This window comes from Altererythrobacter sp. Root672 (assembly GCF_001427865.1).
In the GTDB taxonomy this organism is placed as follows: Bacteria; Pseudomonadota; Alphaproteobacteria; order Sphingomonadales; family Sphingomonadaceae; genus Croceibacterium_A.
This window is the reverse complement of record NZ_LMHH01000002.1, coordinates 202,149-228,542: the sequence shown is the minus strand read 5'-3', so window position 1 is coordinate 228,542 and position 26,394 is coordinate 202,149. Positions and strand designations below refer to the sequence as shown.

At 67.2% G+C, this 26,394-nt stretch carries 13 protein-coding genes; 5 read left to right on the top strand and 8 right to left on the bottom strand.

Annotated elements, in window-relative coordinates:
* Positions 1-24: 24 nt before the first annotated feature.
* On the bottom strand, positions 25-1,806 hold the full coding sequence (locus ASD76_RS12265; RefSeq protein WP_055923342.1) for a tetratricopeptide repeat-containing sulfotransferase family protein: 1,782 nt from the start codon (positions 1,804-1,806) through the stop codon (positions 25-27).
* Between the two features lie 46 nt (positions 1,807-1,852).
* On the opposite strand from ASD76_RS12265, the gene ASD76_RS12260 reads away from it, so the two are divergent.
* Complete coding sequence (locus ASD76_RS12260; RefSeq protein ID WP_055923341.1) at positions 1,853-3,241, top strand: M20/M25/M40 family metallo-hydrolase; 1,389 nt, start codon at positions 1,853-1,855, stop codon at positions 3,239-3,241.
* Between the two features lie 146 nt (positions 3,242-3,387).
* Here the strand turns inward: ASD76_RS12260 and ASD76_RS12255 are convergent, their stop codons facing one another.
* Complete coding sequence (locus tag ASD76_RS12255) at positions 3,388-4,281, bottom strand: tetratricopeptide repeat protein (RefSeq protein WP_235506709.1); 894 nt, start codon at positions 4,279-4,281, stop codon at positions 3,388-3,390.
* Between the two features lie 91 nt (positions 4,282-4,372).
* On the opposite strand from ASD76_RS12255, the gene ASD76_RS12250 reads away from it, so the two are divergent.
* Genes ASD76_RS12250 through ASD76_RS12235 form a run of 4 tightly spaced genes read left to right on the top strand, consistent with a single transcriptional unit; the run spans position 4,373 to position 10,376 of the window.
* The gene (locus tag ASD76_RS12250; RefSeq protein WP_055923340.1) at positions 4,373-6,859 is read left to right on the top strand and encodes a cyclic nucleotide-binding domain-containing protein; all 2,487 of its coding nucleotides are present in this window, start codon (positions 4,373-4,375) and stop codon (positions 6,857-6,859) included.
* On the top strand, positions 6,859-7,734 hold the full coding sequence (locus ASD76_RS12245) for a hypothetical protein (protein WP_055923339.1): 876 nt from the start codon (positions 6,859-6,861) through the stop codon (positions 7,732-7,734). The genes ASD76_RS12250 and ASD76_RS12245 overlap by 1 nt, the downstream gene beginning before the upstream one ends.
* A gap of 8 nt (positions 7,735-7,742) precedes the next feature.
* Entirely contained in the window at positions 7,743-9,470 is a 1,728-nt protein-coding gene (locus ASD76_RS12240; RefSeq protein ID WP_055923338.1) for a cytochrome c3 family protein, read from the top strand.
* Positions 9,471-9,527: 57 nt separating this feature from the next.
* Positions 9,528-10,376, top strand: a complete 849-nt coding sequence (locus ASD76_RS12235) for a metallophosphoesterase (protein WP_055923337.1) — start codon at positions 9,528-9,530, stop codon at positions 10,374-10,376.
* Positions 10,377-10,519: 143 nt separating this feature from the next.
* Here the strand turns inward: ASD76_RS12235 and ASD76_RS12230 are convergent, their stop codons facing one another.
* The 6 genes from ASD76_RS12230 to ASD76_RS12205 form a co-directional block, all read right to left on the bottom strand.
* Positions 10,520-14,515 carry an LVIVD repeat-containing protein gene (locus tag ASD76_RS12230; protein WP_055924233.1) on the bottom strand — a complete coding sequence of 1,332 codons (3,996 nt, stop codon included), beginning with the start codon at positions 14,513-14,515 and terminating at the stop codon, positions 10,520-10,522.
* Positions 14,516-14,667: 152 nt separating this feature from the next.
* Complete coding sequence (locus ASD76_RS12225) at positions 14,668-16,530, bottom strand: hypothetical protein (protein ID WP_156457709.1); 1,863 nt, start codon at positions 16,528-16,530, stop codon at positions 14,668-14,670.
* Positions 16,530-18,476, bottom strand: a complete 1,947-nt coding sequence (locus ASD76_RS12220) for a heme-binding protein (protein WP_055923336.1) — start codon at positions 18,474-18,476, stop codon at positions 16,530-16,532. The genes ASD76_RS12225 and ASD76_RS12220 overlap by 1 nt, the downstream gene beginning before the upstream one ends.
* Complete coding sequence (locus tag ASD76_RS12215; protein WP_055923335.1) at positions 18,473-19,837, bottom strand: multiheme c-type cytochrome; 1,365 nt, start codon at positions 19,835-19,837, stop codon at positions 18,473-18,475. The genes ASD76_RS12220 and ASD76_RS12215 overlap by 4 nt, the downstream gene beginning before the upstream one ends.
* Before the next feature lie 2 nt (positions 19,838-19,839).
* Positions 19,840-24,525 carry a beta strand repeat-containing protein gene (locus ASD76_RS12210; protein ID WP_156457708.1) on the bottom strand — a complete coding sequence of 1,562 codons (4,686 nt, stop codon included), beginning with the start codon at positions 24,523-24,525 and terminating at the stop codon, positions 19,840-19,842.
* Complete coding sequence (locus ASD76_RS12205) at positions 24,525-26,303, bottom strand: ShlB/FhaC/HecB family hemolysin secretion/activation protein (RefSeq protein WP_235506708.1); 1,779 nt, start codon at positions 26,301-26,303, stop codon at positions 24,525-24,527. The genes ASD76_RS12210 and ASD76_RS12205 overlap by 1 nt, the downstream gene beginning before the upstream one ends.
* Between the last annotated feature and the right edge of the window lie 91 nt (positions 26,304-26,394).

Here is a 26,394-nt window from a genome sequence, read left to right as displayed (position 1 = left end):
TTCGCCACGATGCTTGCCTTAGTGTCAGTTCCCGCGAGTGGCGTAGCGTTGGGGCAAGGTTCCGAGCGTCGCCTTCAGCGGTCCGAGCCACTGGTCGTAAGCCTGCCACTGGTCGACGCCGTCGCGGTTGATCGGGCGCCGTACCTGCTCGCTCGACGCGGTGCGCACCGGGCGGCTGCTGCGATGGAAATCGAGGCACACTTCCTCGAACGGCAGGCCGAGGTAGTCGAGAATCCTGCGCACCACGCCTTCGGGGTCTTCCAGCAACTCTTCGTGGATCACCCGATGGATCCGTCCCGGCAAGACGCGGTCGTAGTGGTCCATCGCCCGCACGTAGTCCGCGTAGTAGCGGCCAATGTGCTCGAGGTCGTAAGTGAAGCCCTGGCCCATGGCGAAGTGCTGGCGGAAGTTGGAGAAACAGCAGTCCAGCGGATGGCGCCGGGCGTCGATGATCTTCGCGTTCGGCAGCATCAGGTGGATGAACCCGGCGTAGGACCAGTTGTTCGGCAGCTTGTCGATGAAGAACGATTTGCCGCTCTTGCGCTGGACGCGGGTGCGTTCGAGAAACTCGGCGCCCAGCGCGGCCAGCTTGGCGCGGTCCATGCCGGCCGCGACGGTGGTCCAATTTCGGGCGCTGGTCCCCTGTTCCTGTGTTTCGCGGCGGACGATGGCGGGGATGTCGGGCAGTTCCATCGTGCCTTCGATCTGCGAATGGCACGAGAGGATCTGTTCGATCAGCGTCGAGCCGGCGCGGGGCAGGCCAACGATGAAGATCGGATCGGGGGAGGCATCGCCCCATCCTTCGTGTTCGGCCACGAACTCGGGCGTGAAGGTGGCGATGACGCCGTCGACCTGTTCCGCGACTGCGGCAGGGTCGTGTTTCACCTCGTCCTTCCGCAGGGCGTTCCCGGCGGCGTAGTGGCGGAATGCCGCCTCGGCGTTGCCGCTGTCGGCATAGGCCTTGCCCAGGGCGAAATGGAGATGGAGGCGGTCTTCGTGAGCAGGTGCGGGCTCGCTTGCCAGCGCGGTTTCCATCGTCTCGACATCGTCATCGCCGAAGCGGACGGTCTTGAGGTTGGCCAGGCTCCACCAGACCTCGCCAAGGTCCGGCTTGACGGCGATGGCACGGCGATAGGCGGCGATGCTTTCGTCTTGCCGACCGACCGTCTTGAGCGCGTGGCCGTAGCTCATCAGCAGCTTGGCGTGGTCGGGAAAGGCCGGGATCAGGTCCTCGTAGATCCGCAGCGCCTCGTCGTAGTCGCCGATCCGGCCGAGGGTGGCCGCCCGCAGGTTGCGGTTCGCCGGGTTCATGTCCCCCGCATCGGCCAGCGCGTCGAGCGTTTCGCCGGCTTCGGCGAAGCGGTTCTGGCGGTAGAGTACGGTGGCGAGGTTCGCCCGCGCGGCGCTGAAGCCCGGAGCCAGTTCGAGCGCGCGGCGCAGCAGAACTTCGGCGTCGCGCAACCTCCCGATCCGCCCGGCCAATTCGGCCATCAGCCGGATCGCCGCCACGTCGAACGGCTGGGACTTGAGCCGGGCACGCAATAGCGCTTCGGCCTGCGGTAAGTCGCCCGCGTTCATCGCCTGGGCGATCGCGATCATGTCCTTGTCGAAGGCCGTCGCCCGGATCGCGGCAAGTTCGGCCTCGGAGGCTTCTTCATCTTCGCCCAGAGTCCTGAGCGCCTGACCAAGCAAGCGCCAAGCCTCGGGGTTCTGAGCATCGTCCCGCAGCAGCTTACGCAGGCGCGCGACCGCCTCTGCCGGGTTGTCCCTTACAAACCTGTCGATAGCTGTTGCTGGCCCCACCATGCCCCTGCTCTAACATGCAGCCATAAGGTCGCTACAGGAGATTCGCATGCGTTCGTTTGCCGCCGTCCTGCTTCTTGCCGTGCCCGTTACCGCCGCCGCTCAATCGCACCCGCAGGCCGAGGCGCAGGCGTTGGCCCTGTCGCAGGAAACGATCGCGCTGCGTTCGGTGCAAGGCGAAAACAACCGCACTGCCGATGTCGCACAGGCCTTCCGCAAGGCGCTCCTCGCCGGCGGTTGGGCGGACAAGGATATCGAGATCGTGCCGGTGGACGACACCGCCTATCTCATCGCCACCTGGCCGGGCAGCGACCCTTCGCTCAAGCCGGTCCTGCTCTCCGCGCATATGGATGTGGTCGAAGCCAAGCCCGAGGACTGGGAACGCGATCCGTTCACGCCGGTGGTTGAAAACGGCTATCTCTATGGCCGCGGGGCGAGCGACACCAAGTTCGAAGCTTCGCTCGCCGTCGCCTCGCTGATCGAGCTGCGGCGCCAGGGCTTCAAGCCCAAGCGCACCATCGTGATCGCCTATTCGGGCGACGAGGAAACCACGATGAAGACCTCGCGCCTGATCACCGACCGCTTCAAGGACGCGGAACTGGTGATCAACATCGACGGCGCCTCGGGCACGTTCTCGGAAGAGACCGGCAAGCCGCTCTACTGGTCATGGCAGGGGGCGGAGAAGACCTACATCGACTTCCAGCTCGAAGTGACCAATCCGGGCGGCCACAGTTCTGCGCCGCGCCCGGAGAACGCGATCGCCCAGTTGTCCGAAGCGCTCGCCCGGATCGGCGCTTATCGCTTCACGCCCGAAGTGAACGACATCACGCGCGCCTATTTCGAAAAGGCGGCTGCGCTTCAGCCTGAGCCCGAACTGGCGGCCGCGATGCGCGCCTTTGCCAAGGACCCGACCGACGCCGCGGCCATCGCGGTGTTGCGCCACGACCCGGCGATGGCGGGGCGTATCGCCACCACTTGCGTGCCGACCATGGTCCAGGGCGGGCATGCGGCCAATGCCTTGCCACAACGTGCTACGGCGGTGGTCAATTGCCGCGTGTTTCCGGGACACTCGAACCCCCAGATCCAGGCCGAGCTGGAGCGGGTCGCGGCCACGCCGCAAGTGAAGTTCAGCGACATCACTGGCGACACCTCGACCACGTCGCCGGCCTCGCCGCTCAAGCCGGAATTCATCAGCGTGTTCGAGAAGGGCGCGCGCAAGGCCTGGGGCGATGTGCCGATCATTCCGATGCAGTCGTCGGGCGCGTCGGATTCGATGTGGTTCCGGGCCGTGGGCGTGCCGAGCTATGGTGCGAGCGCGAGCATGAGCAAGGATTCGGACGACTTCTCGCACGGGCTCAACGAGCGGATTTCGCTCAAGAACATCGGGCCGGGGGTGGTTTACTACCTCAGCGTGATGACGGACTTGGCTTCGAAGTAGGGCTTAATCCTCCCCGAGCTTGTCTCGGGGAGGGGGACCGTCCGCGCAGCGGATGGTGGAGGGGCGTGGCGTTCTTCCGCTTACCCCTCCGTCACGCTCCTTCGGAGCGCCCCACCTCCCCGAGACGAGCTCGGGGAGGATTGAGCCTACGAAACCCCCAACGTCTCCGCCGCAGCCTCCAGCTCCGCACGCTTCTGCGGGTTGGCCGCCAGCGCGCTCTTCAAGGCCTTGCGCGCGTCTCCCTCGCGCCCAAGCGTCTGGTAGCTGCGCATCAGCATGATCCAGCCCTGGACGTTGCCCGGCTCCTTCTCAAGCCGGGCGGCGAGGCGTTCGACCATGCCTTCGGCCATGTCCTGCTGTTCCGACGGGCGCATCTTGGAGGCCGCGGCGAGCTGGTCCTGCGATGGACCGGGGATGCCTGCCATCGCCGGCACGGACTTGGGCCGCAGCGTCTCGGCGGCGGCGACCTGGGTTGCAACGTCGATCGAGTTGATCTTGCCGACTTGCTCGATGGTACGCTTGAGGTCCGCCTCCCACGGCGCGCCGGGGGGTGTTTCGCTCAGGAGCGCGACCCAATCGGCGATAGCGCCCTGATGGTCGCCCGACAGGTCTTTCTCGACCGCGAGGAAATAGCGGGCGCGAGGGTCCTTGGGGTCGAGCTGGGCGGCTTTGCGGAAAGCTTCGCGCGCGGGGCCCGGCATCGGATCGCGCTCGCTCGCCATGGCCAGCGCTTCGCCGAGTGAGGACCACAACACCGCGCTATCAGGATCGGCCTCGGTGGCGTGGCGATAGGCGGTGGCGGCCTCGTCGAACCGGCCGAGTTCGAAATAGGCGAAGCCGAGCTTCTGCCAGGCGCCGGCGTTCTCCGGCTCCTTCTCGACCAGCTGTTCGAGCCTGGTGAGCGGATCCGCCTGCCCTTGCGCCAAAGGCGCCTCGTCGGAAGTGCCGACCAGCCGATAGCCGATTACACCCACGGCAAGCGCCACCGCCACCGCCGCGGCAATCCCTCCTGCGCCAATCTTTTGCAGTAAAACCTTCACGCGTACCCCCGACCCTAAGCGCTTCGGGGAATAGCAGCGAATTCCTCGGCTTCAATCCGACTGGCTGTTGTTGCCGGGCATCCTTTCGGGCATGACGAAGCAGGGGTTTTTCGTGGCGGGTCAGATTTCAACCAAGGTCAGGGTGGCGATCGTCGGCTCGGGTCCGGCAGGCCTCAGCGCGGCCGCGCGTGCCGCCGCTCTCGGCATGAGCCACGTGCTGATCGAGAAAACCGACCACCTCTCCGACACGATCTTCAAGTACCAGAAGGGCAAGCACGTCATGGCGACGCCCAGCAACCTGGTGCTGCGCTCCGACCTCGATTTCGACGCCGCCAAGCGCGAGGCGATCCTCGCGACCTGGGACGAGCAGGTCGCGGCAGGCAAGGTCAACGTCCTGCTCAACGGCGAAGTGACCGCGATCACCGGGGAGAAGGGCGCCTTCACCATCGCGCTCAAGGGCAAGGAGCCGGTCGAGGCCGAGGCGATCGTGCTGGCGATCGGAACCCAGGGCAATCCGAACCTGCTGCGTGTTCCGGGCGCCGAGCTGCCGCAGCTGCAATATCAGCTCGACGATCCGGGCGAGTACTTCGACGAGCACATCACCGTGATCGGCTCGGGCGACGCGGGGATCGAGAATGCGCTCGGCCTCGCCGCCGATCCGGCGCAGCGCAACGTGGTGACGATCCTCAACCGCGGCACCGACTTCGCCCGCGCCAAGGGCGCGAACGTCAAGCTGCTCAACGAGGCGGCGGCGGATGGGCGCATGATTATCCGGCTCGAGACGTCGCCCGCCGAAGTGAAGCCGGGCGAATTGGTGCTCGATACGCGCGACGGGCAGGAGACGATCCGCTGCGACCGGATCATCGCCCGCACCGGCTCCAAGCCGCCGCGCGCTTTCGTAGAGGCTTGCGGCGTGACTTTCGCCAGCGAACAGCCCGACGCCTTCCCGCAACTCAGCCCGAGCTTCGAGACCAGCAAGCCCGGCATCCACGTGATCGGCGCGCTGGCCGGCTATCCGCTGATCAAGCACTGCATGAACCAGGGCTACGACGTGATCGAGTTCCTCAATGGGAACACTGCGCTCAAGCCCGCCGACGAGCCGATCCTGGCGGAGAAGTTTGCCGGGTTGCCGGGCCGCCGCTCGGTCGATGAATGGCTCGAGCTTTTCCGCGCCAACATCGTCATTCTCAACGAGCTCTCCCCGCTGCAGATGCGCGAGCTGATGCTCGACAGCCGGGTCCATGCCTACGGCGCGGACGAGGTGATCTTCGTCCGCAATGACCAGGGCTCCTCGATGTTCGCTATCGCCGAGGGGTCGGTGCTGGTCGAGGTGAGCGCCGAGGACCCGTCGATCACCGTGCCGATCGGGCAAGGCTCGATCTTCGGCGAGGTCGGCCTGATCTCGGGCCGCCGCCGTGGCGCGACGATCCGCGCGGCCGAGCCGACTCTGTGCATGGAACTCTCGCGAACCGCCGCGCTCAAGCTGATGGCCACCGCGCCGAGCGCTGCCCGCGCGGTCAATCGCGTCTTCATCGAGCGGCAGCTGCTGCAGATATTCGGCTCGGGCCTGACGGCGGAAGACGTCGCCGAACTGGTCGATGCCGCGGTGGTGGAGGAAGTCCGCGCCGGAAAGGTCGTCGTCCAGGAGGGGGCCGACGACAAGGACATCTTCCTCGTCCGGCGAGGGTCGATGATCGTCGAGAAGGACATCGGCGGGCACCCGGTGTTCCTATCCTATCTCCCCGCCGGCAGTTACTTTGGCGAGATGGCCGTGATCGACGGCTCCAAGCGCACCGCGACGGTCAAGGCGGCGATCAAGTCCGAGGTCGTGCGCTTCCCCGGCGAGGCGTTCACCGCGTTGCTCGACCGCAAGCCGCGCCTGCGCGAGAAGGCGCTCGCGGACATGGCCGGGCGGCGCGAGGTCAACCAGTTCATCGAGAGCCGCAAGGACAGCTTCGGCGGCGCGGTCGACTATTACTCGCGCACTGCGCAGTTTCTGGTCGACAACGGCATCGGCGAGGCGACCGATGTGCTGCTGATCGACGAGATGCTCTGCGTCGGCTGCGACAACTGCGAGAAGGCCTGCGCCGACAGCCACGACGGCCTCAGCCGGCTCGACCGCGAAGCCGGACGGACATACGCCCACCTCCATGTGCCGACCTCGTGCCGCCACTGCGAGCACCCGCACTGCATGGCCGACTGCCCGCCCAACGCGATCAAGCGCGGCCCCGACGGCGAGGTGTTCATCGACGACACCTGCATCGGCTGCGGCAACTGCCAGCGCAACTGCCCCTACGGCGTGATCCGCATGGACGCCAAGCCGCCGAAGAAACCGGGCCTGCTCTCGTGGATGCTGTTCGGCGCTGGGCCCGGGCCGGGCGAGGCGAGCTATTCCTGGCGCAAGAAGAAGGCCGAGGCGAGCGGGGTCGAGCAGGCCAAGCTGGCGATCAAGTGCGACATGTGTTCGGGCATCACGGGCGGCCCCGCCTGCGTGCGCGCCTGCCCGACCGGCGCGGCGATCCGCGTTTCGCCCGAGCGCTTCCTGTCGGTGGCGCGGCTGGTCGAGGAAACCGATTGATGGCGGCCGCTCCCGACATCGAGTTCGCTGGTCAGTCCGAAAGCGACATCCGGCGTGGTTCGGACCACGAGAGCTTCCTCGCGCACAAGGGCATGCGCTGGCTCAAGGTCTCATTCGGGCTCAGCCTGGTTGCGATCCTCGGCTATGCCTTCGCTGATGTAACGCCGCGCCCGAATGGCGGGACCTGGTACGGCTATCTCCTTGGCACCCTTGGCGCGCTGTTGATCGCGTGGCTCTCGCTACTCGGCGTGCGCAAGCGGGCGTTCACGGCGGGGCGCTGGTCGCTCAAGGCCTGGACCAGCGCGCATGTCTATCTCGGCCTCTCGCTGATCGTGATCGCGACGCTGCACACGGGGTTCCAGTTCGGCTGGAACGTGCACACGCTGGCCTATGCCCTGATGATCCTGGTGATCCTCTCGGGGGTCTACGGCATCATCGTCTACGCCGTCCTGCCGCAGGAGCTGAGCAACAACCGGCGCGAGATGACCCAGGGGCAGATGATCGAATCCCTGGCCGCGATCGACCGTCAGCTCGAACAGGCCGCGCAGCCGCTTGCGCGCGAGGAAGCCGACCTCATCATCGCCGCACTCGGACAGGACACTTTCGCGCCCGGAGTCTTCGCTCGCCTGACAGGACGTTATCGCAATTGCCTGACAGAGCGTGCCTTGGCCGAACTCGCCGACCAGACCAGCGACGAGGCCCACGAGCGTGTCGTCGTGCTCCTGCGCAAGCGTGACGGGCAGCTCGAGCAGATCCGCCGACACTTGCGGCTGAAGGCGCTGCTTGAGGTGTGGCTCTACGTCCACGTCCCGCTGACCGTGGCGCTGCTCGCGGCGCTCGCCGCCCATATCGTCAGCGTGTTCTACTACTGGTAGCGGCCTGAATGTTCCTCATCCGCAGCATCGACCAGACCGCCACCGGCCGCGAGATCGTGCGCGAGCGCGCGGTCGAGAAAGACCAGCTGACCGTCGGCCGCGCGGCGGAGAACGACATCCACCTGCCCGATCTCGCGGTGGAGCAGAACCACGTCGGGATCGTGCCTGCTTCGGGCGGCCGGCTGCGGTTGCAGGCTGCCGGGACGCTGGGGTTCACGGTCGACGGTCGCTCGACCACCGACGTTACGATCGATCCAAGGGACGGGGCTGAACTCGGCCTGGGCTCCTACCGTTTGTCCTTCGCTCGCGAGGGCGCTGGCGAGAGTGGGGGCGAGGTAACCGTCACCGTCCGCCAGGCCGAGGAACGCCAGACCGGCAAGGTCGATGAGCTGGCCGGCTTCTCGCTCGCCCCGGTCATGCCCAGCAAGCGAAAGGTCGCATGGATTTCGCTGGCGTTGATCTTGCTGGCGTTCCTGGCCGTGCCGATCTGGTCGCACCTCAACCGCCCGCGCGTCGCGCCGGGTATCAACAAGCCCGACGCGGTGATGATGGACGCCAGCTGGCGAACCGGCGCGCTGAGCTCAGTCCATCATGGCCTCGAGGACAATTGCGAGGCCTGTCACACCGAACCCTTCGTGGCGGTGCGCGACGAGACTTGCCTCACCTGCCACAAGGACATCGGCGACCACTCGGCGCAGCCGCGCCTGGCCAGCGCCCGCGGGCCGATGAGCTGGGGCGACGAGGCGCAGTGGGACGTCGCCCACACTTTCCACAAGCCCGGCCCCGGCGCCTGCACCGACTGCCACACCGAGCACGAAGGCGCCGGGCGGATGGAGCCGACGCGCGAGCAGTTCTGTTCCGACTGCCACGGCTCGCTCGACCAGCGGCTGACCGACACCGCGCTCGGCAACGCGGCGGATTTCGGCAAGCTTCATCCGCAGTTCCAGGCTGCGCTGTTCACCGCGCCGGGACAGAAAAAGCTGAGCCGGGCGTCGCTCGATGACAAGCCCAAGCAGTGGAACGGCTTGCGCTTCCCGCACGATATGCACCTGAGCAAGACCAACGGCGTCGCGCAGATGTCCCGTCGGCTCGGCGCTGGACGCGGCTATGGCCAGCCGCTTGATTGCGCGAGCTGCCACACGCCGACCGCCGATGGGGTCCGCTTCTTGCCGGTCGACATGGAGAAGGACTGCGAGTCCTGCCACAGCCTCGTGTTCGACCGGGTCGGTACCACCTTCCGCACCCTGCGCCACGGCGATGTCGAGCAGATGCGGGCCGAACTCACCGCGCTCGATGCCCGCATGCCGCGCAACACCGGGCGGCGGAGACCGGGTGAATTCGGTTCGGGCGGGCTCTACCGCGCCAACTTCGGCGGACCGGGCACCGCGCTGATGACGCGGGCGATGTCGGAGAAGGGGCTGTGCGGCGAATGCCATACGCCCGCCGCGTCGGGCGGTTCGCTCCAGGTCATGCCGGTGACCCAGCAGTCGCGCTACTTCCTCAACGGCTGGTTCGATCACGAACCGCACAAGCAGGAGAAATGCACGACCTGCCACGCGGCGGACACCTCGAAGGCGGCCTCCGACTTGCTGCTGCCGGGCATCGCCCAGTGCCGCGATTGCCACCAGGGCGAAACCGCGGTGAAGGCAGAGGTGCCATCGAGCTGCGCAATGTGTCATACGTACCATCCGCGAGAAGGGGCCGCCGCCGCGCCGCCCCGGATCGCGCGGAAGTGAGCAGGGCTAAGTGAGAAGGGAGCTGCTTTGGGAGGGCGGCCTGCAGGGGGCTAGGCAATGCTGATCGCGCAGATGACCGACATCCACATCGGTTTCGCGCCGGACGACAAGCCGGAGGAACTCAACCGCACGCGGTTCCGGGTGACGCTCCGGCGGCTGCTCGACGGCCCCAACCGGCCCGACATGCTCGTGCTGACCGGCGACATCACCGACAATGGCGACATCGAGAGCTTCGACAAGACGGCGGCACTGCTGGCCGAATGCCCGTTCCCGGTGTGGCCGATGGTCGGCAATCACGACAGCCGCGAGGCGCTGCTGCACGCGTTTCCGCAAGTCCGTTTGGACGGGGGCTTCCTGCAATACGTCGTCGAGCAGGATGGCCTACGGTTGATAATGCTCGATACGCTGGACACCGGCCGCCACGGCGGAGCTTTCTGCGAGGCACGCCAGGCCTGGCTCACCGCGCGACTGGACGAGGCGCCCGATACCCCGACGCTGATCTTCATTCATCACCCGCCGGTGGTCAGCGGCATCGACTGGATGGACCCTCTGCCTGATGAGGGCTGGATCCAGCGCCTCGGCGCGACGATCGAGGGGCGCACGCAGATCCTCGCCATTCACTGTGGTCACCTGCATCGCCCGTTGCTGGCGACCTTCCGCGGCATACCGCTTCAGGTCACGCCGTCAGTGGCGCCGCTCGTGTCGATGGACTTGCGCTCGATCGACAAGGAGCAACCCGACGGGCGCGACCTGATCGTCGCCGAGCCGCCGTGCTATTCACTGCACCGCTGGGACGGGGCCAATCTCGTCACCCACCACGAGCGGGTGGATGATTGGCATGTGCTGGCCCATTACACCGGCAAGCTCCAGCAGATGATCCAGGACATGTTCGCCGAACGGGAGTGAGATCCTCCTCCGAAGGGGGAGGGGGACCACCCGCAGGGTGGTGGAGGGGCACGGTCGGTGAACCCAACATCTCGAGGGCAGGACTATCGGCCTGTGCCCCTCCACCATGCTTCGCATGGTCCCCTCCCCGTACCGGGGAGGATCTAGTTGCTCGCCACCACCGGCCCGCGTCCCGGCACCCACGCGGCCATGTCCGGCTCGTCGCTGACCTTCCACGGCACGCCGCCCTTGGTCAGGAACAGCCGCTCCATCTCCGGCCGAGTAAACGGCCGCGAGCCCAATCGCCCGAACACCGCGATCTGCCCGCCAGTCTCGTCCACCGCGCGGTCGCGGTCGAGGCCCTTTGACATGGCAAGCGCCGGCGAGGGCGTCTTGGCCCAGGCGATCAGCTCGGGCATCGGCGCAGGACTAAAGCCGTAGAAGTTGCGCTGGCTGTCGGGGCTGGTGAGTTGCAGCACCTTCATCCCATTCCGGCCGTCGGCGACATAGGCGAACAGCGAGGCGTTGGTGGAGGCGACGACCACGTCTTCGACGTCGTTCATCACGCCGCCGAAAGTCTCCTGCTTGTAGATCTTCGGCGCCATGGGGTTGGTGAGGTTGAGGATCACGAGGCCGTCCTGCTTGGCGGCGACGTAAGCGTAAGTCCGCGCGATGTAGAGCCGCCGCGCGTCGGCTAGCGGCACTGTGCCTGACGGGACCGCGATGGGATTGCGCAAGTTGGTCACGTCGAACAGCTTCACGCCCTCGGCATCGGTCACCCAGAGGTAGCGGAACTGGATCGCGCTCGCCCGCGCATCGGTTAGCGGGCGTTCGGCGGCGAGCTTGGGATGGAGCGGATCGGCCAGGTCGACCACCGCCAGCCCGCCCGCCGTGGTGATGTAGGCCACCTCGCCCGCCAGCACGATATGCCGTGCGCCATTTAGCACCCCGCCCTCATTCCAGGTCACCGCGCGCCTCAGCTTGTTGTTGCGGAATTCGCCGTCGGCCAGCGTGTTGACGTTGACCAGGACCAGCCCCTCCTCGGCGTCGGTGATCGCGGCGTAATTGTAGATCGGCAGGAACGCCTGCTCCTGGTTGAGTGCGCGCAATTCTGCGGTGCTGCGGGTCGGGGCGATCGGCTGGTTGGTCGGCAGCGCCATGCAGGTGGCGTTCCTGGTGTCGACGTGGGTGTCTTGCCCGAGAGCAGAGAACGGCGCGGTCAGGATCCGCTCGGAGAAGCCCTTGTTGGCGATCGAAGCGACGTCATAGACGCGGAAGCCGCCCTTGCCTTCGGCCACGTACATGTACTCGCCGCGCAATTGCAGGCAGCCGACGCGGTCGCTGGTTTTCTCGTGGACGTTGGCGAATTCCTCGAACGCCTGGGTCTCGCCCGAAAGGTTGGCGTCGAAGGTCTTGCCGCGGGTCCAGTTCTTCAGCTCGCGGTTGTTCTGTTCGACGTGCAGGCGCCAGTAGTCGGGGTAGGCGTAGCGCTGGAGGTAGCTGCCGATCACCGCCTGTGGCTCGTCCCACTCGGTCACGCGCACCGCCTCGAACCCGCCTTCAAGCCCGGTCCAGGCGTTGAGGCCGATGAAGTTGACGTAGTTCGTGCCGAGCAACAGCAGCTGCGCCATGATCGCGTTGTTGTCGTCCTTGTCGCTCAGGTGGCAGTCGGAGCAGGTCTTGGTCTCGGTCGTGCGCACGGTGTGTGGGAAGTGCGGGGCGAAGGCCTGGCTCGAAAAACCGATCGAGCTGATCGGCGGCTGCTGGACGTAGATCCGTTCCCGGTTGAGATTGGTCGAGCTGAGCACCAGCGCGCTGGTCGAGCGGATCGGGGCGACCTGGTTGCCCTTGGTGGTCATGTGCTTGCCGAGCTGGAACATCTCGTCGCGCGCGACTTGCGGGTTGTAGGTGGCGAAGTTGCGGGTGGTCTCGCCTTCGTAGCGGTGGACCTCGCTCTGCCAGTTGGCCTCGATCGGCAAGTGGCAACCGCCGCAGCTGGTGGTCCAGGAGAGGTGGCAGGTGAAGCAGGCCATCTCGCCGTCCTGGTGCGCGCGTTCGGTGGGGGCGATGCCGGGGCCGAACTCGAACTTGCCGGTCTCCGCCCCGCTTCGGCTCATCAACTTGGCGCGGGCGGCCTTGGCGTTGAAGTGCGGGTTGGCGGAATCGACGCTGTCCTTGACCAGGCTCACTTGCCATTCGAGCTCAGGGTCGACGATCGAGCGCTGGACCAGCACTTGCCGGCCCATGGAGTCGTAAGTCCACTCGAAGCGGCGCTTGCCGTCAGGGTTGCGCAGGAGGGCGAGGTTGTTGCCCCGTGGTGGCGCGGCAGGCCCGGAGGTCAACAGCGTCGGATAGGCATCGGCGGTGCCGTGGCAGTCCTTGCAGCCGATCTCGACCGCGTTGGCGACCTCGCCGTAGATCAGCCCATTGCCGTGGCTGTCCTGCGCGAAGTGGCAGTCGGCGCATTGCATGCCCTTCTCGGCGTGGATGTCCATCAGGTGGACTGTCTTGCCGGGGTTGGTGCCGACGGGGACGAACTTGTCCTCGCCTTCGCGGCGCCACTTCTCGGGGTCGTCGGGCGAGACAATATTGCCCTCGGCGTCGAGCAGGTTGCCCTCGCGGTCGCGCTTGAACACCGCGCGGAAGTTCCAGCCGTGGCCGTGGTAGTCGGCGAACTGGGTGTCCTTGAGCGTCGGGTTCAGGTCATAGACGTTGCGCAAGAAGTCGAGGTCTCCCCACTTGCCGCGCGGCGCCGCGCCCTCCGGATTGCGGTCGAGGACAGCGCGGACTTCAGCGGCAGTGGGGTACGTCTGCTGCGCGGGCCACATGCTCGGGGCGTCGGACTCGTAGTCCCACATGGTGTAGCCGAGGAACGAGTTCAGGAAGACGTTCGGCTGGTGCATGTGGCAGTTCATGCACTGCGCCGTCGGGATCGAGCGGGTGAACACGTGCCGCAGCGGGTGGCCCTTCTGCTTGACGGGCTCATCCTCGTGGTGGTCGCCGGGCTGCTTTACCGAGCCATGACTTGAGCTCTGGGTGAGCGGGGCGATCGTTGGGTCGACCGTCACCGATTGCCCGTCACGCCCGTATTGCGCGTAAGTCAGGCTGTGCCTCGGCTCGCGGTCGTTGGCGTAGATCACGTGGCAGCTGGCGCAGCCCGAGTGGCGGTAGTCGCCCGGCTGGTCGTTGGTGCCCATGAACCAGGTGAACGGGTCGTTGAGCCGGGTCTTGTGGATGTTGAGCACCGGGATCGCCACGCGCAACCCGGTGGCGGGGCCGCGGTTGGACTGCTTGAGATCGGGCCGTCCGGGCTCGTCGAGGCGCTGGATGCTGCCGGTGGGATTGGGCAGGCCGATCTCGGCAAACTGGGTGCTGATGTTGCGCCCGCCCCGCTCGAACACGCGGAACACGTCGCCGGGGGGGACGACCTGCCAGGTGGGCAGCGGGTAGAGTTCCGCCAGGGCGCCACGTGCCTGTTGGGCCGGGGTTACGGTGCCCGGGGGATTGCCGGCGCTGACGATCTTCGCCGGTTCACCCTCGCGAGTGTAGGCCTCGCCCAGCAGGTAGTTCTTAAACGGCAGGATCCCGTTGTTGTACGCCGCCCCACCCCACAGCATCGCGCCCGAGGCCATCAGCGAGCGCTCGGCTGCTTCGATGGTCTCGACGTGGCAGGCCCCGCAGGCCTCGCGTGCGACGCGGTAGTCGCTCGGGTTCACGAACTTCACGAACTCCGGCGATTCCCGGTTGAGCAGGGCGTAGCTGCGCTCCGGATTGGCCGAGGAGGGGTAGTGCCAGCTGCCCGGATAGAGCGGCAGCACGTGCGCCCGCTCGCGAGCGGAGACGTAGGCGGGGTCGTCGTGCTCGAGTTCGCTGTTGCCCGTGACCGTGGCATCTCCGCCGTGGCAGTCGGTGCAGCCGAGGCGCACTGCCGGGCTCTCGTGCATGGTCGGCGCGTCGGTGCGGACGTGGCAGGAGTAACAGCCGTCGGATTTGCTCGCCATGTCGGCCAGCGACTGCCCGGCCGGAGCGGGCGGGGTGATGACGCGGGTGTAGTCGCGCTGCACCGCTGCCTCGCCGCCAGCGGCGCGCAAGGCATTGCCCGCGAACAAGGCCGCCGCGAACAGCAGAGTTACGGCGAGGAGACGAAACGCCGACGTCAGCGGTCGCCCAAGGTGCTTCGACAAGCTCAGCACGAACGGGAACTGGGAAGACACCAACCTCCGTTCGTCCTGAGCTTGTCGAAGGACGTTGCTCCTACCCATGAGGCTGGGGTGGATTTGCGCAACGCGCGAGAAGAGCCCCCAGGTTCGCATCAGTAAGTCAGGATCGCGTTGGCCAGCACGGAGTAATATGCCTTCGAGCCGCTGGTGTTGTCGAACAGATCGCGGAAGCCATCCCCGGCGATGAGCGTCGCGGCGGAGAGGCGGAACACCAGGTTCTGCGTTGCCTTCGGCCGCCAGATCCCCGCCGCCGACAAGTCCCAGCCGATCGACTTCGGGATCGAGCCTTCCATCCTCAGGGCCTGGAGGGTCGAGGTGTTCTCGAACCACAAGTGGTTGGCGTTGCCCGACAGGCGCACTTGCGGCGTCAGGTCGAAGTCCGCTCCCACGCCCAGCAACATCAGCCCCGGGTTGTTGAAGTTCGACTGGCCCTGCTCCTTGGAGGAGCGCAGCGAGTTGAGCAGGCCATTGCGTCCGCTCAGCGCTACCGCCCGCCCGCCGCCCGCGAAGGGGATCGTCTGGCGGATCCAATAGCTGGTGTCGGCTCCGGCGAAGATCGGGTTCTCGAAGATCGCGTCGAACCCGCCCTCGGTGTCGTCGAAGGGATCAGAGTCGCCGCTGGCCCAGGCGCCCGAGACGCGGAAGCGCATCCAGTCCTGGTCGTAGCTCAGTTCCGCCGCACCGAAGTAGGCGCGGATTTCGGCTTCCCGGTCGGTAAAGAAGTTGTTCCGGTCCTCGCCCAGCGCGGCATAGGCGCTGGCGGTGACGTTGATCCGTCCCACTCGGCCATCGGCGTTGTAACCGAGGTAGAGCACGTCGTAGTCGTGCCCGCGCAAGGTGCCGAGCAGCGAGGGGCGCACTGGGAAGCCGTTGTCGTCGACCTCGATCTCGTCGCCTTCGCGGTTGCGGTTGTAGGCCACGGTCACCTGGCTGGTCAGCGCCGGGATCAGGAAGTCCTGGCGGTAGACGTTGGCCAGCAGCACGAAGTCGTCCCGCGGGCGCTGCACAATCGAATTGAGACCGCTGTTGGTGTCCTTCTCCAGCCGCCAGAACGCCGCCAGGTTGTACTGGAAGCGGTTGTTGTCGCGGTTGCCGAACAGGCGCACGCCGAGCTGCTGGTCGTTGAACAGGAAGCCGCGGAAATCGGCCTGGAACGGCTGGATGCCGACCCGGACGGAATCGAAGTCATACCGCTCCGACACGTTGCGGATGTGGTAGTCGACGAAGGCTTCCTGCAGCCCAAGGAAGTGGTCGAACCGGTGGGTTGGCTTGCTCGGCTCTACGTTGAGCACACGCCGCTCGGGCACGTCGACGTAGTTGAGGTTGAGCGCCAGCGTCATCCGGTATTCGACGTCTGGCGGCTTGAATGCGGTGCTGCCCTTGATCAGCGCGGCGCTGGCGATGATCGTCTGCGAGGCGACGTAGCTGGCGTCGTTGCCGAACACGTCGAGGCTCTGCGGACGGCTGGTGGTCTGCACACCGACAGGGATCGGGAAGGTGCGCGGTTCGAGCACTGTATCGGACACGAGGTTGGCGGCGAAGAACCAGTCGTGGCCGGTGATGAAGGGGACCTGCTCCGGGTTGAGCGGACGGTCACCCTTGAGGGTGTTCTGGTGATAGGGATCGAACCAGCGTTCCTTTACCAGCCCGAGCGTCTCGATAAGGCGCCAGCGGTCGGGGATCGGGATCTGGTCGGTCGGGAACGCCTCGGGCGGCGGGGCACGCACGGCGCCGGGATTGTCCTGTGTGACCGCGTCGGGCAGCGGGCCGGTGTAGCCGGGACGGCGGCGACCATCGATCGATTCATTGTCTACCGGCGGAGGCGCCTCGTCGACTTGGTCAAACGGCAGCTCCTGGATGACGATGGTTTCGCTGCCCGGCTCAAGAGGTGGCGGGGCCGCCTCCGGGCTCGACGCTTGCGCCAAGAGCAAGGGGAAGAGCAGCCCCGCCCCCATCACAGACCCTGACAGACGTTCTGGTCGGACGAGTCGAGAAACGGTGCGAACGGGCAGCTGACATAGCGCAGCCGCACCGACTGCCCGCCGCCGAGCGCCACTAGGATCTGGTCCGCCCGCATCGCCACCGGCGCGTTGCCAAAGCCGCCGAGGCGTGTCCCGGCGTTATGCAGGCCGAGGAAGCTGATCATGTCGTCCTGGTCGATGCCATCGCCCGAAACCCCGAGCCCGCCGACCAGCTGCGTGCCGCGATAGATCGGCACCGAGCCGGGGAATATCTGCAAGCCATTGGCGAGCCGCTTCTGCCCCGGCGCGGCGTCGGGGAGGTCGGTGCAGCGTTGCGGCGTGTCGGTGGCGGAGGCGCCGGTGACGAAGGCGAGGTGCTGGCCGAGATCTCCCAGGACCAGCGCGGACTGGAGCCCCGTCGAGAACGGATTGAACTGAGCGATCGGGCGCGACAGCGGTCCGTTCGGCCTGCCGACCTCGCCATCGGGGAAATAGGGCCGCGAGAGATTGCCGCCGGACCGATCGGCGAAGGCGTGGGTCCCGGTGAGCGCGGTCGCTCCCAGGAACGCCCGCATGTTCGCAAGGAACTGCGGCACCTCGCCGCCTCCGCCCGCGAGCTGGGCCGCGGCAGTGGGGCCGGACATGAAGTTGGCCGTGCGCGCCTTTTGCAATGAGACGTCGATCCCGAACACCGGCGCGTCGGGCGAGCGGACGATCCCCAGCACTTGCCCGCGCGTGTCGACCAGCGAGATCGAGACTTGCGCGCGGCTGTCCAGCGGCTGGCGGATCTGCGCCCGCGCGCGGGTCATGACCTTGAAGGCTTCCTCGAGGATGGCCTGGGCCTCGGCTGCCGAGAGGGGTTGCGCCACGTCGCCTGCGTCGGTGCCTGCGCGGATCGGGTAGCGAGGGGCTCCCGCGCCATTGCTAAGGACGAAGGCGTCGCGGTTGGAGAACTCTGCTGCCGTCGAGGCACGGACACCCGAGGGCTCGCTACCGTAAGCGGTGCCTGCGAGGAGCGCGGCGGTGGGGTAGTAACCGGTGACCGGGACAAGATCGCCGCGAGTGTCGGCCGTAACAAAGCTCGCACCCGCCACGCTCGCAAGCGACGAATAGGCCGCATCGGAATAGCGCAGCGAGGTGCCGTCGACGAAAATGCGTTCGGCTCGGATGCTCGTAGGCGCTTCGAAGCCGACCGTTCCGGCGAGAGCTATCAACTCGTCGGCATCGCTCTCCACGTCGAGCACGTTGGCATCAAAGCCGTACGTGCCGTCAGCGATCACGCCGACCCCTCCGACCAGCACGCCGCTCTTGTACAACGGGAAGCCGCCCGGATCGGCCGAAAGGCCGAGCGGCGAGCGCTTGGGTCCGATCGACCCCGCCGCCAGCCGTGCCGCAAGGTCGGAGCAGGGCAGCTGGCTGAACTGCACGCCGAATAGCGGCCCGCTCTCCAGCCCTGCTGTGCTCGGCGCGGGCGGGAAGTGCTCCTGCACGATCATGCTCGCCGTGCGGGTAGAGAAGGCGTTGCCGCCGCTCGAAAGGTAGGCGCCGGTGATGGCCTTGGCGATGGCAGCGGCCTCTGACGGGACGTCGAGGCCCTGGATGTCGGCGTTCACGCCGTTGGGCGCGTCGGGAATGGCTGCGAGCGCCGGGGTGCCGTTCATGCGGAACACTGCCAGCACGTTGCCGACCCGGTCGACCACCGCGATCGTTGCCGGGCGCGAGAGGGCGTCGGCTTGCGTTACCGCTTGCGCCACCACCTGGCCGACCTCGGCTGCGCTAAGCGCGACCTGCGCAGGCGGGGTGTAGCTCGCGCTGGCCGTCGGCGCGGGGGTTGGGGTGGGCGAGGGGCTGGGCGTCGGACTGCCACCGCCGCCTCCGCACGAGACGAGCACCAGCGTTGCCGCGCTCAGCAGCGCCGTTCCTGCAGTGACCCGCTTCACTGCAGCTTCCCGATCGCCCCGGCGGCCTGGCCCAGCGAGGCACGGAAGCGCACCGGATTGTAGCTCTCCGGGCTGCGGACGGCCTCGTAGGCATTGTTGATATCGGTGCGGATGCCTGCCGCGGCGCCGACGGTGATCCGGCCCTGCCGCACGAGCGCGTTGAGCAGCGTATCCACTGCCATCACCGCCTGCGAGGACCCCGCGTAGTCGGTGAAGCGCGGCGAGGTCGTGCGGTCGGCAATGGCGGCGATGATCGCGAACGCATCCGCTCCGCCGCTGCGGGCGAGCGCATCGGACAACGACCCCGCGGCGCCGCTCAACTTCGTTGCCGCCCCTGCTGCCTCCTGCCGCCCTTCGCCCATTGCCCGGTGGAACTCGCGGCTCGCGGCCTCGAAGCTGTCGGCCTGCCCGGGCGCCAGGACGCGCGACACGGCCGAGAGCATGATGATGTTCTCGTCGTTGAAGGGCGGCTGGCCGAACGGGATCGGACGCGCGGGGTTGGTCTCGAAAGTCAGGCGGCGCTGCGGGCCGTCGTTGATCTGCCGGTGGCAGCTATGGCAGTCGTAGAAAGTGAATTCGGGAAACACGCCCTCGGTGCCGAAGCCGGGGCGGGCGAACAAGTTGGTGGAACGGCGCACCGCCTCCGCCTGGCCCACGGCCCACAGCGTCACGCTATCGGTCCGCCCCTTGCGCTGGGCGTAGTCGGCGTCCTCGTCGTGGTGCTGCTGCAGGGCGCTGAACAGATCGAGCTCGAACACGAGGCGTGGGTGGCCGGCGGCCATCATCCGGTGGGTGACGAACTGGTTGCCGTTGGCGCTGCCGTAGTGGCAGTCGAGGCAGACTTTGGCGCGGGTCTGCGGGTCTTCGAGCGGGGTCAGCCCGGCCGCGACATTGGCCGCGTGCGAGCCGCCCGTAGTGTAATGCGTGGCGATCCATCCCCCGGCGGCGCCGTGACAGGACTCGCAGCCTACACCCTCCGAAAGCTGGAACCGCGGGCCTCGCTCGGCGACGGGCGCGAAAGTGGCGTGGCAGCCGAGACAGGCGGGTTCGGAGGAAGGATCGCCCATGCCGAGCGTCGCCGCGATCTGGCGGCCACGGAGTGAACCCAGGACGGAGAGCGCCCGGCTATGCGCTCCTGCTGGAGACGAGGGCTCCTGCCAGGTGGCGATCTCGTCCTGGCGCACGACGGCGCCATTGCCTTCGGCGCGGCCGTGGCAGGTCGATCCGGCGCATGTGGCCACGCCAACGTAGCGTCCGTTGTCCTGCGCTGTCGCCGGCGGCAGGCCCGCGGCGAGGCACAGTACCGCTGCCAGCAGCACGCGCCAGCGCGACAACCCCCATCGACCGCGACCCCAACCCACGCTTACTCGTTGCCCCCTCTGCAGACCCCATCACCGTCCTGCGCTTCGCAGGGCGGTTCCCACAAGTCGTCGTTGCCGACCCCGGTGATCGGCTCGTCGACCAGCGGCGGCTCGATCAGGGGCCGGGTTTCGGCCAATTCGATCAGCGGCGCAACGATCGATGAATTGTCAGGGCCGACCGGATCGACGGGATTGAGCTCCTCGCTCGGCGGGGGTTCCGGAGCCCGCGGCGGCTGGGGCGGCACGAACCCGCAAGCCGTACCGATCACGCAGCCGTTGATGGTCGAGCCCGGATCGAACTGACCGCCCGCCGCTGCCGGCACGTCGTTGATTGTGACCAGCGGGATGACGTCGAGGCCGCCCACCGGCCCGTTGGACGAAAGGATTTGCCCGTTGATCGCGATCCGCGTGGTCGGTGCCGACGTCGAGATGTCGATCACGTTCGCGGTGATGCCGCGCCGGTCGTCGTAGTCGGTCGAAGTCCCCGTATTCTGGACATAGAACCCGCTGGTGACCGAAGCGGTCAGCGTTCCTGTCCGCAGGGGCTGGGCCACTCCACCCGGCGGGTCGAGCAGCGCGTTGATCGCACCCATGCTGGTTGCCGTCCGCAGCTGGCTGAGCACGGCAGTTGTCGCCACGGCTACCGTATCGCCAACCAGCGTCAGGCGTCCCATCGGCGTGCCGTTGGCGTTCAGCATCGCGATCGAGCCGGTCGAGGTGTCGATGCCGATGAAAGTCGGATCGATCAGGAAGGTATCGCCGGCACTGCTGGTGGTGAGGGCCACGTTGCCAGTCACCATGACTTCGGTCGGGGTCGAAATCTCCAGCGTCCCGCCATTGCCCAGATTGCCTGCAGGCCCAAAGGTCATGGCCAAATCGCGCACTGCGATGAGGCCCTGGCCGGCAGTCGCGCCGGGGCCGACGCCGAGCGAGATCAGGTTGTCGGCAAACAGCACCGCCAGTTCCGCCTGGTTGAGGCTGTAGCCGGTGTTGTCGGTCGCTCCGCCGATGAACGTGGTGCGTGACGGATCGCGGTTGATCAGTTCGATGGTGTCGGTGAGGCCGCGCTCGCCGATGTACGCGCCGCTTCCGGCAAGGACGATGTCGTCGGAGGTCACGCTGACGACTTGCCCGACCGCGCTGCCCGCCAGGTTGAAGGTTCCGTCAGCGTCGATCAGGATCGTGCCCGAGGCGACGATGTCGTCGATCGACAGGGTCCCGCCCACGCGGATCGTCGCGTTGCCGGCGGTCGCGTCGATGGCGCCGAACTGAAGGCCTGTAGTGGAGGCGATGTCGACCGATTGACCCAGGGCGTTGACCTGGCCCGCCGAGAGAAGTTCTCCCACTGCAAGCGTTCCCCCGGTTGCGGAGAGCGTGGTCACGCCTCCGGAGCGTAGTTCCTCCGCATCGATCCCGAGCGTGCCCGCGATGTCCATCGAGACCGTGGCTGAGATAACCCCGCTCGAGGTGAAGCTGCTGCCGCTTATGAACGCGGCCCCGCCGACGTTGAGCGGCTGATCCGCGGTGATGGCGATCGGGCCTGCAGTCGACAGATGCAAATCGCCACCGAGGTCGAACGCGGCCCCGCCGATCACGCCTCGGATGCCCGACGTCGGCGTGAAGTTCACCGCCCTCGCATAGACGCCAAGCGAGCCCGGCAAGGTGACCGCCGAACCCGGATCGAGCACGTCGAACACGAACTCCGCCAGACCGGCGTTCGAGAGCGCAGTCGTGCCGCCATTGCCCGCGCCGCCGACCGCGCTGACGTCGAGAGTGAGGTCGGTAAGGTCGCGCGTCCCGCTCGGGCCCGCGGCGGAATCGACGACCGCGAACCGGGCCTGGCCGCCGCTGGCCTCGCCGGCCACTTGGCCATAGCCACCGTTGCCCATCGCAAGGACCGAGACCGAGCCCAGCGAGAACGAACTGTCGGCAATCCCGACCTCCGCCGTGCCACCGGTCCCGATGCCACCGTCGCCGAGGTCGGACCCACCGCCGAGCCCGCTCGCATCGAGCGTCAGCGAACCGACCACCAGTTGCCCCGCCGCCTGCGTCAGGCCTGCCGCGCCGCCGGTGCCGTCACCGCCGTCGCCCTGAAACGGCTCTCCACCTGGCAGCGTCGTTCCTCCGTTCATGACCAGACGTCCGTCGCCGAGCGCCTGAACCGACAGCGAAGTGGCTCTCAGGCTTGCGGTTCCGAGCGAGCCCTGCAGCAGCTGGACCGAGGCCGTGCCGCCGGTCGCATCGAAGCCGTTGCCGGGCGGTATGACGTCATAGAAGACGTCGACCATGCGGGCGTTGGCCGAGAGGACGATGTCGCCGAGGACCGTGAAAGATCCGTCCTCCAGGACGATCTGCGCGGTACCGCCGATAGCATCCGCCGCGGCCGGGCCTAGCGCTCCGAAAGCGTCGGCCGAAATCCACGCGAAGGAGGAGTTGGTGTCGTCATCGAGCAGGATCGAACCACCGCCGAGCGCGGATACTGTGACCGTTCCGCCAGTTGCGGACCCGGCTGAGCTCGCCACGCCCATGCCAATGGCCTCGGCCTTGGCGTAAAGGTAGCTGGCGGTGACGCTGCCACCGTCAGCCGTGAGCGAGACGGTTCCGCCGTGCTGGCTCGGGGCCGTGGCCGGGTCGGGATCGAGGTTCTCTTCGAAGAACAGCGCGCTGGCCTGGAGGTCGAGAGAGCCCGCGACCACCAGGCTCGCTCCACCGGTGACCGACACGCTTACGTCGCCGGCCTGGCCGGAAAAGACCGCCGGACCTTCGAGCCCCATGTAGCTATTGGCGGTCATGAAGAGGTCGCTGGTGAGATCGAGCTGCCCGGTGCCGCTGATCTCCAGGCTCGCCTCGCCGCCGTCGAGGACATTGCCGGTGAACCCGGTGTCGAAAAAGGCCTGGTTTCCGGCGGTACCGCTGGTGTTGATCGACAGGTAGTCCCAGGCCTGGGCCTGCGAGGTTATCTGGACAGTGGCTCGCCCGCCGGTCGCGTCGCCGCCGTTGAGGGCATAGGCGCCGTTGGCGCGAGCGGTGATGTAGAGGTCGCGGAAGCCAACTGTCCCGCCTTCGTCGACGACCGAGACAAGGCCGCCGATGCCGTTGCCGCCGTCGTTGTCGGAACCGCCACCACTGCCGTCGGCGCTGAGGCTGACGAAGTCGGCTGCGATCGCGCCTCCGCCCAGCACCCTGACACTGACCGTGCCGCCCGTGCCGTTACCGCCGGCAGTGATGTCGAAGCTGCCGTAGCCGTCGGCCGTGCCGAACAGGGTCGTTGCTTCTATGCGGCCGCCGTTGGCGGTGATGTCGACCGAACCTCCCTGGCCATTGAGCGGGGACGTCGCTCCCGAGAGGATGCCATCGCTTGAGGCGTATGCGCTCAAGGTGCCCGCGACGTCGATCAGGCCGGCTTGCGAGCCACCGGACGTGGTCGCCAGGAGCGTGATAGTGCCGCCCGTCCCGGCCTCGCCGGCGGAGAGATAGAGATTGCCGTCGGCCCTGATCTCCTGGAGATCCCCGGCGGTAAGGGCGATCGATCGGGCGGCCTGGAGATTGGCGTCGGCCTGGAAGCTTGTCGTGCCGGAGGGCGGAGCGATCTCGATGCTGTCGGTGGCGTAGCCGGTCACGGCATTGGTGAAAGTGGCGGGGCCGATGTCGATGCTGCCCAGGCGATTGGCGGGGAGCGCGGTCGGGTGGTCGTCGGCGAAGCCGGCGGCGAGCACGACCGAGCTACCGTCGTTGAAGGCATTAGCTGCGGGTGAGTAGCCAATCGAACCCGAGAGCAGCATGGTCAGCGCGTCGTTCTTCGGCAGCGCCACCATCGAGATGCGCTGGGGATCGGTGACGCCGGCAGATTCCGGCCCAGTGGTCGTGCCGTCGTGGACCACGCCGTTCGCGTCGGTCGTGCCAACCGTGAGGGTAAAATCGACCAGCCCGGCGTTGATGGTCATGTCGACCTGCTCGGCCGCGATGTAGGCAATGTTGCCGTCCGCCGAGACCGTACCCGATTGCACCACGCGCGGGGCGACTAGCGCGACGTAGGCGCTCGATCCGTTTGGGTTGCCGAGCGCGTTGATTTCCGCGCCGTTCTGGATCTCGACGAACCCGGCAGAGTCTGCTGGGCCGCGGAACTCAACCAGGCCGCCCGGGCCATAGATGTAGCCGGTTACGTTGTTGGACAGGTCGTCCGCCACGTACTGGATGTCGTTGGTGGTCAGGATCAGGCTGCCGACGTTGAAGGTCGCAGTTGGCCCGACGATGATCCCGGTGGGGCTGTAGAACCAGATCTGCCCGCCGACCACGTTCGGCGTGCCGACCGGACTCACCAAGCTCTCGACCGTGCCGTTGAAGCTGACCGTGCTTGCGATCGGGGCGCCATTGCCGTTGACCGGGAGAATGCGGTTGAGGACGGTGAAATCGGCCAGGCCGTCCGTCCTGAAGGTGGCAGTGGTCCCCGCAGGCTGGAAGTCGACATTGCCATTGCCTAGGAAGTCTTCGGCGGTCCAGTTGATGACCGTTTGAGCTGAGCCGACGGTGATCTCAGTAGTTCCCGAGCCATGCACGACCCCGGCCGAGCCGGTCACGACGCTATGGCTGCCCTGGAACGACTGAGCCCCGGCGGCCTGCGGCAGCCCGACCAGCAAGGCCCCGAGTGCGCAACCGGCAAGCAGTCCGGATCTTGCAAGTGGCAGCATCAGCGGTCTCCCCACGGAAGCAGGCGGGTGGTCAGGGTGAACAGCAGGCGCGGGTCACTCGTCTCGGTCTGGTAGCCGGCGGGGGCGAGTGGGAACGCGAGCAGCACACTGAAGTCGGCCATGCTGCCCCAGCGCCCGCGAGCGCCGAATCCGGCGGTCGTCACGTCCTGCGGATCGGACCCGGCGATGGAGTCGTCGATCCAGGCCTTGGCCCAGTCGAGGAACACGAAGGGTTCGATCGCGAAGCCGTTCGATTGCCTCGGGTAGATGCTGCCGTAACGCAGTTCGAACGAGGCCCCGAGCGCGCTGTCGCCGAGCGCGACGCCGGGTTCGAGACCGCGGCCGATGGTGTAGTTGCCCAAGCTCGCCTGTTCGTAGGAGAGCAGCGGCCCGTCCGAAATCTGCGCTCGCGGAGCGACGGCGATGGTGAAGCGATGTGCTGGGCGGAACTCGAGCTGGCCGTCGAGCCGCGCGACGAAGGAGCTGGGGTCGGCGGCGAAGTTGCTGATCGGCACGTTCGGCGGCAGGCAGTTGGAGAGCGGAACGCAGCTGTCGCTCGCCCCAAGCCCGTCGATCCCCTGGCGCAGTTCGAGCGAGGCGGCGGTGCGCCAGCGCGGTTCGAGCCCGCTGAAGCCGTTTCTTCCGGTGATGCTGTCCCGGTCGACCATCTGGTGATCGAGCCGGGCATAGGCGACCCTGAGCTGGTCCTTGCTCAGCAGGATGTCGCCGAAGTTGACCTCCTGGTCGACCACCTCGAACCCGGCAGTGCCGAACAGCGATTGCGACTGGTGGCGGATGAAGGGGTAGCTGAGGTAAGCTTCGGCAGTGAAACTGTCGGTCGTGAACGGAGCGCCGCCGAGGTCGGGTTCCGTCCGGCCGAACAGCACGCCAACGCCCAGCCGAAGCCCGTCGGCATTGAGCGCCAGGTCGTGCGAGACGTTGATGATCCGCTGCTCGTCCCAGTCGAAGGTGTTGTAGAAGCTGACGATGGTTCGATCGCCGAGGCCAATGAGGTCGTTAGCGGTCAGGGCCACGAATCCCGCCTCGCGCCCGGTGGCGATCGAGCCCAGGTTCTGAATGCCCGCCACGAGTTCGAACGGACGCCGCTCGATCAGCACGTCGCCTACGACTTCGCCCGGCTTGCCACCCGCAGAGCGCAGGACGAGGCGCACGTTGTAGCCGGGCATGTCCTCCATCAGCAGCAATTGCCGCTCGGCTTCGCGGGTGTTGAACCACTCCCGCTCGGTCAGGCGGGCGAGGTGCGCGGCGATCAGCTTGCCGCTGGGGCCGGGTTCGCCCCTTAGCTGCACTTCGACCAACTTGGCCGCGAGCACGTCCATGCGCACCGTGCCTTTGGCATCGATCCGCTGCGGCGGGATCTGGACCGCGGCGAGGTAGCCGAGGCCGCGCAGGATCGTCGCGGCGCGGTCGCGTACTTCGCACAAGGCCGCGATCGGCAGCTCGCGGCCCGCGAGATCGTTCCACGAGGCGTCGAGCACCGAGGCCGGGACGCCGGGCAGGCCGGAGAACTCGACGGTCGAGAACGTGACCCGAGTGTTGGCGAACGAAGCGTCGGCCAGAGGGCAGGGGCCGCGCTCAATGTCGCCTTCGACCGACAGCGTGCTCGGCCGTTGCCGGCTAGCTTCGTCCCGCGCGACGTTGAGGTCGGTGCTGGTCGGCGGATTGGGCACCGCGCCCTGCTGCGCCAGCGCCGATCCCGGAACGGCGACGCATATCGCCAATCCGATCAGCAGGCGCTTACTCGCGAAAAACCCCATGAAACCCCCATTCGGTACGGCCTGGTCGAAAGCCGGCTTCCCTCGCCCGCTTCGCCTTCGAGCCGTTACCGGCTTCGGCGCCTGTGCGGCG

What these genes read in the sequence shown, in the direction of transcription:
- ASD76_RS12225 (WP_156457709.1), bottom strand. Translation starts at nt 16,530, where the DNA reads ATGGGGGCGGGGCTGCTCTTCCCCTTGCTCTTGGCGCAAGCGTCGAGC.
- ASD76_RS12210 (WP_156457708.1), bottom strand. Translation starts at nt 24,525, where the DNA reads ATGCTGCCACTTGCAAGATCCGGACTGCTTGCCGGTTGCGCACTCGGG.
- ASD76_RS12205 (WP_235506708.1), bottom strand. Translation starts at nt 26,303, where the DNA reads ATGGGGTTTTTCGCGAGTAAGCGCCTGCTGATCGGATTGGCGATATGC.
- ASD76_RS12240 (WP_055923338.1), top strand. Translation starts at nt 7,743, where the DNA reads ATGTTCCTCATCCGCAGCATCGACCAGACCGCCACCGGCCGCGAGATC.
- ASD76_RS12245 (WP_055923339.1), top strand. Translation starts at nt 6,859, where the DNA reads ATGGCGGCCGCTCCCGACATCGAGTTCGCTGGTCAGTCCGAAAGCGAC.
- ASD76_RS12250 (WP_055923340.1), top strand. Translation starts at nt 4,373, where the DNA reads ATGACGAAGCAGGGGTTTTTCGTGGCGGGTCAGATTTCAACCAAGGTC.
- ASD76_RS12235 (WP_055923337.1), top strand. Translation starts at nt 9,528, where the DNA reads ATGCTGATCGCGCAGATGACCGACATCCACATCGGTTTCGCGCCGGAC.
- ASD76_RS12265 (WP_055923342.1), bottom strand. Translation starts at nt 1,806, where the DNA reads ATGGTGGGGCCAGCAACAGCTATCGACAGGTTTGTAAGGGACAACCCG.
- ASD76_RS12260 (WP_055923341.1), top strand. Translation starts at nt 1,853, where the DNA reads ATGCGTTCGTTTGCCGCCGTCCTGCTTCTTGCCGTGCCCGTTACCGCC.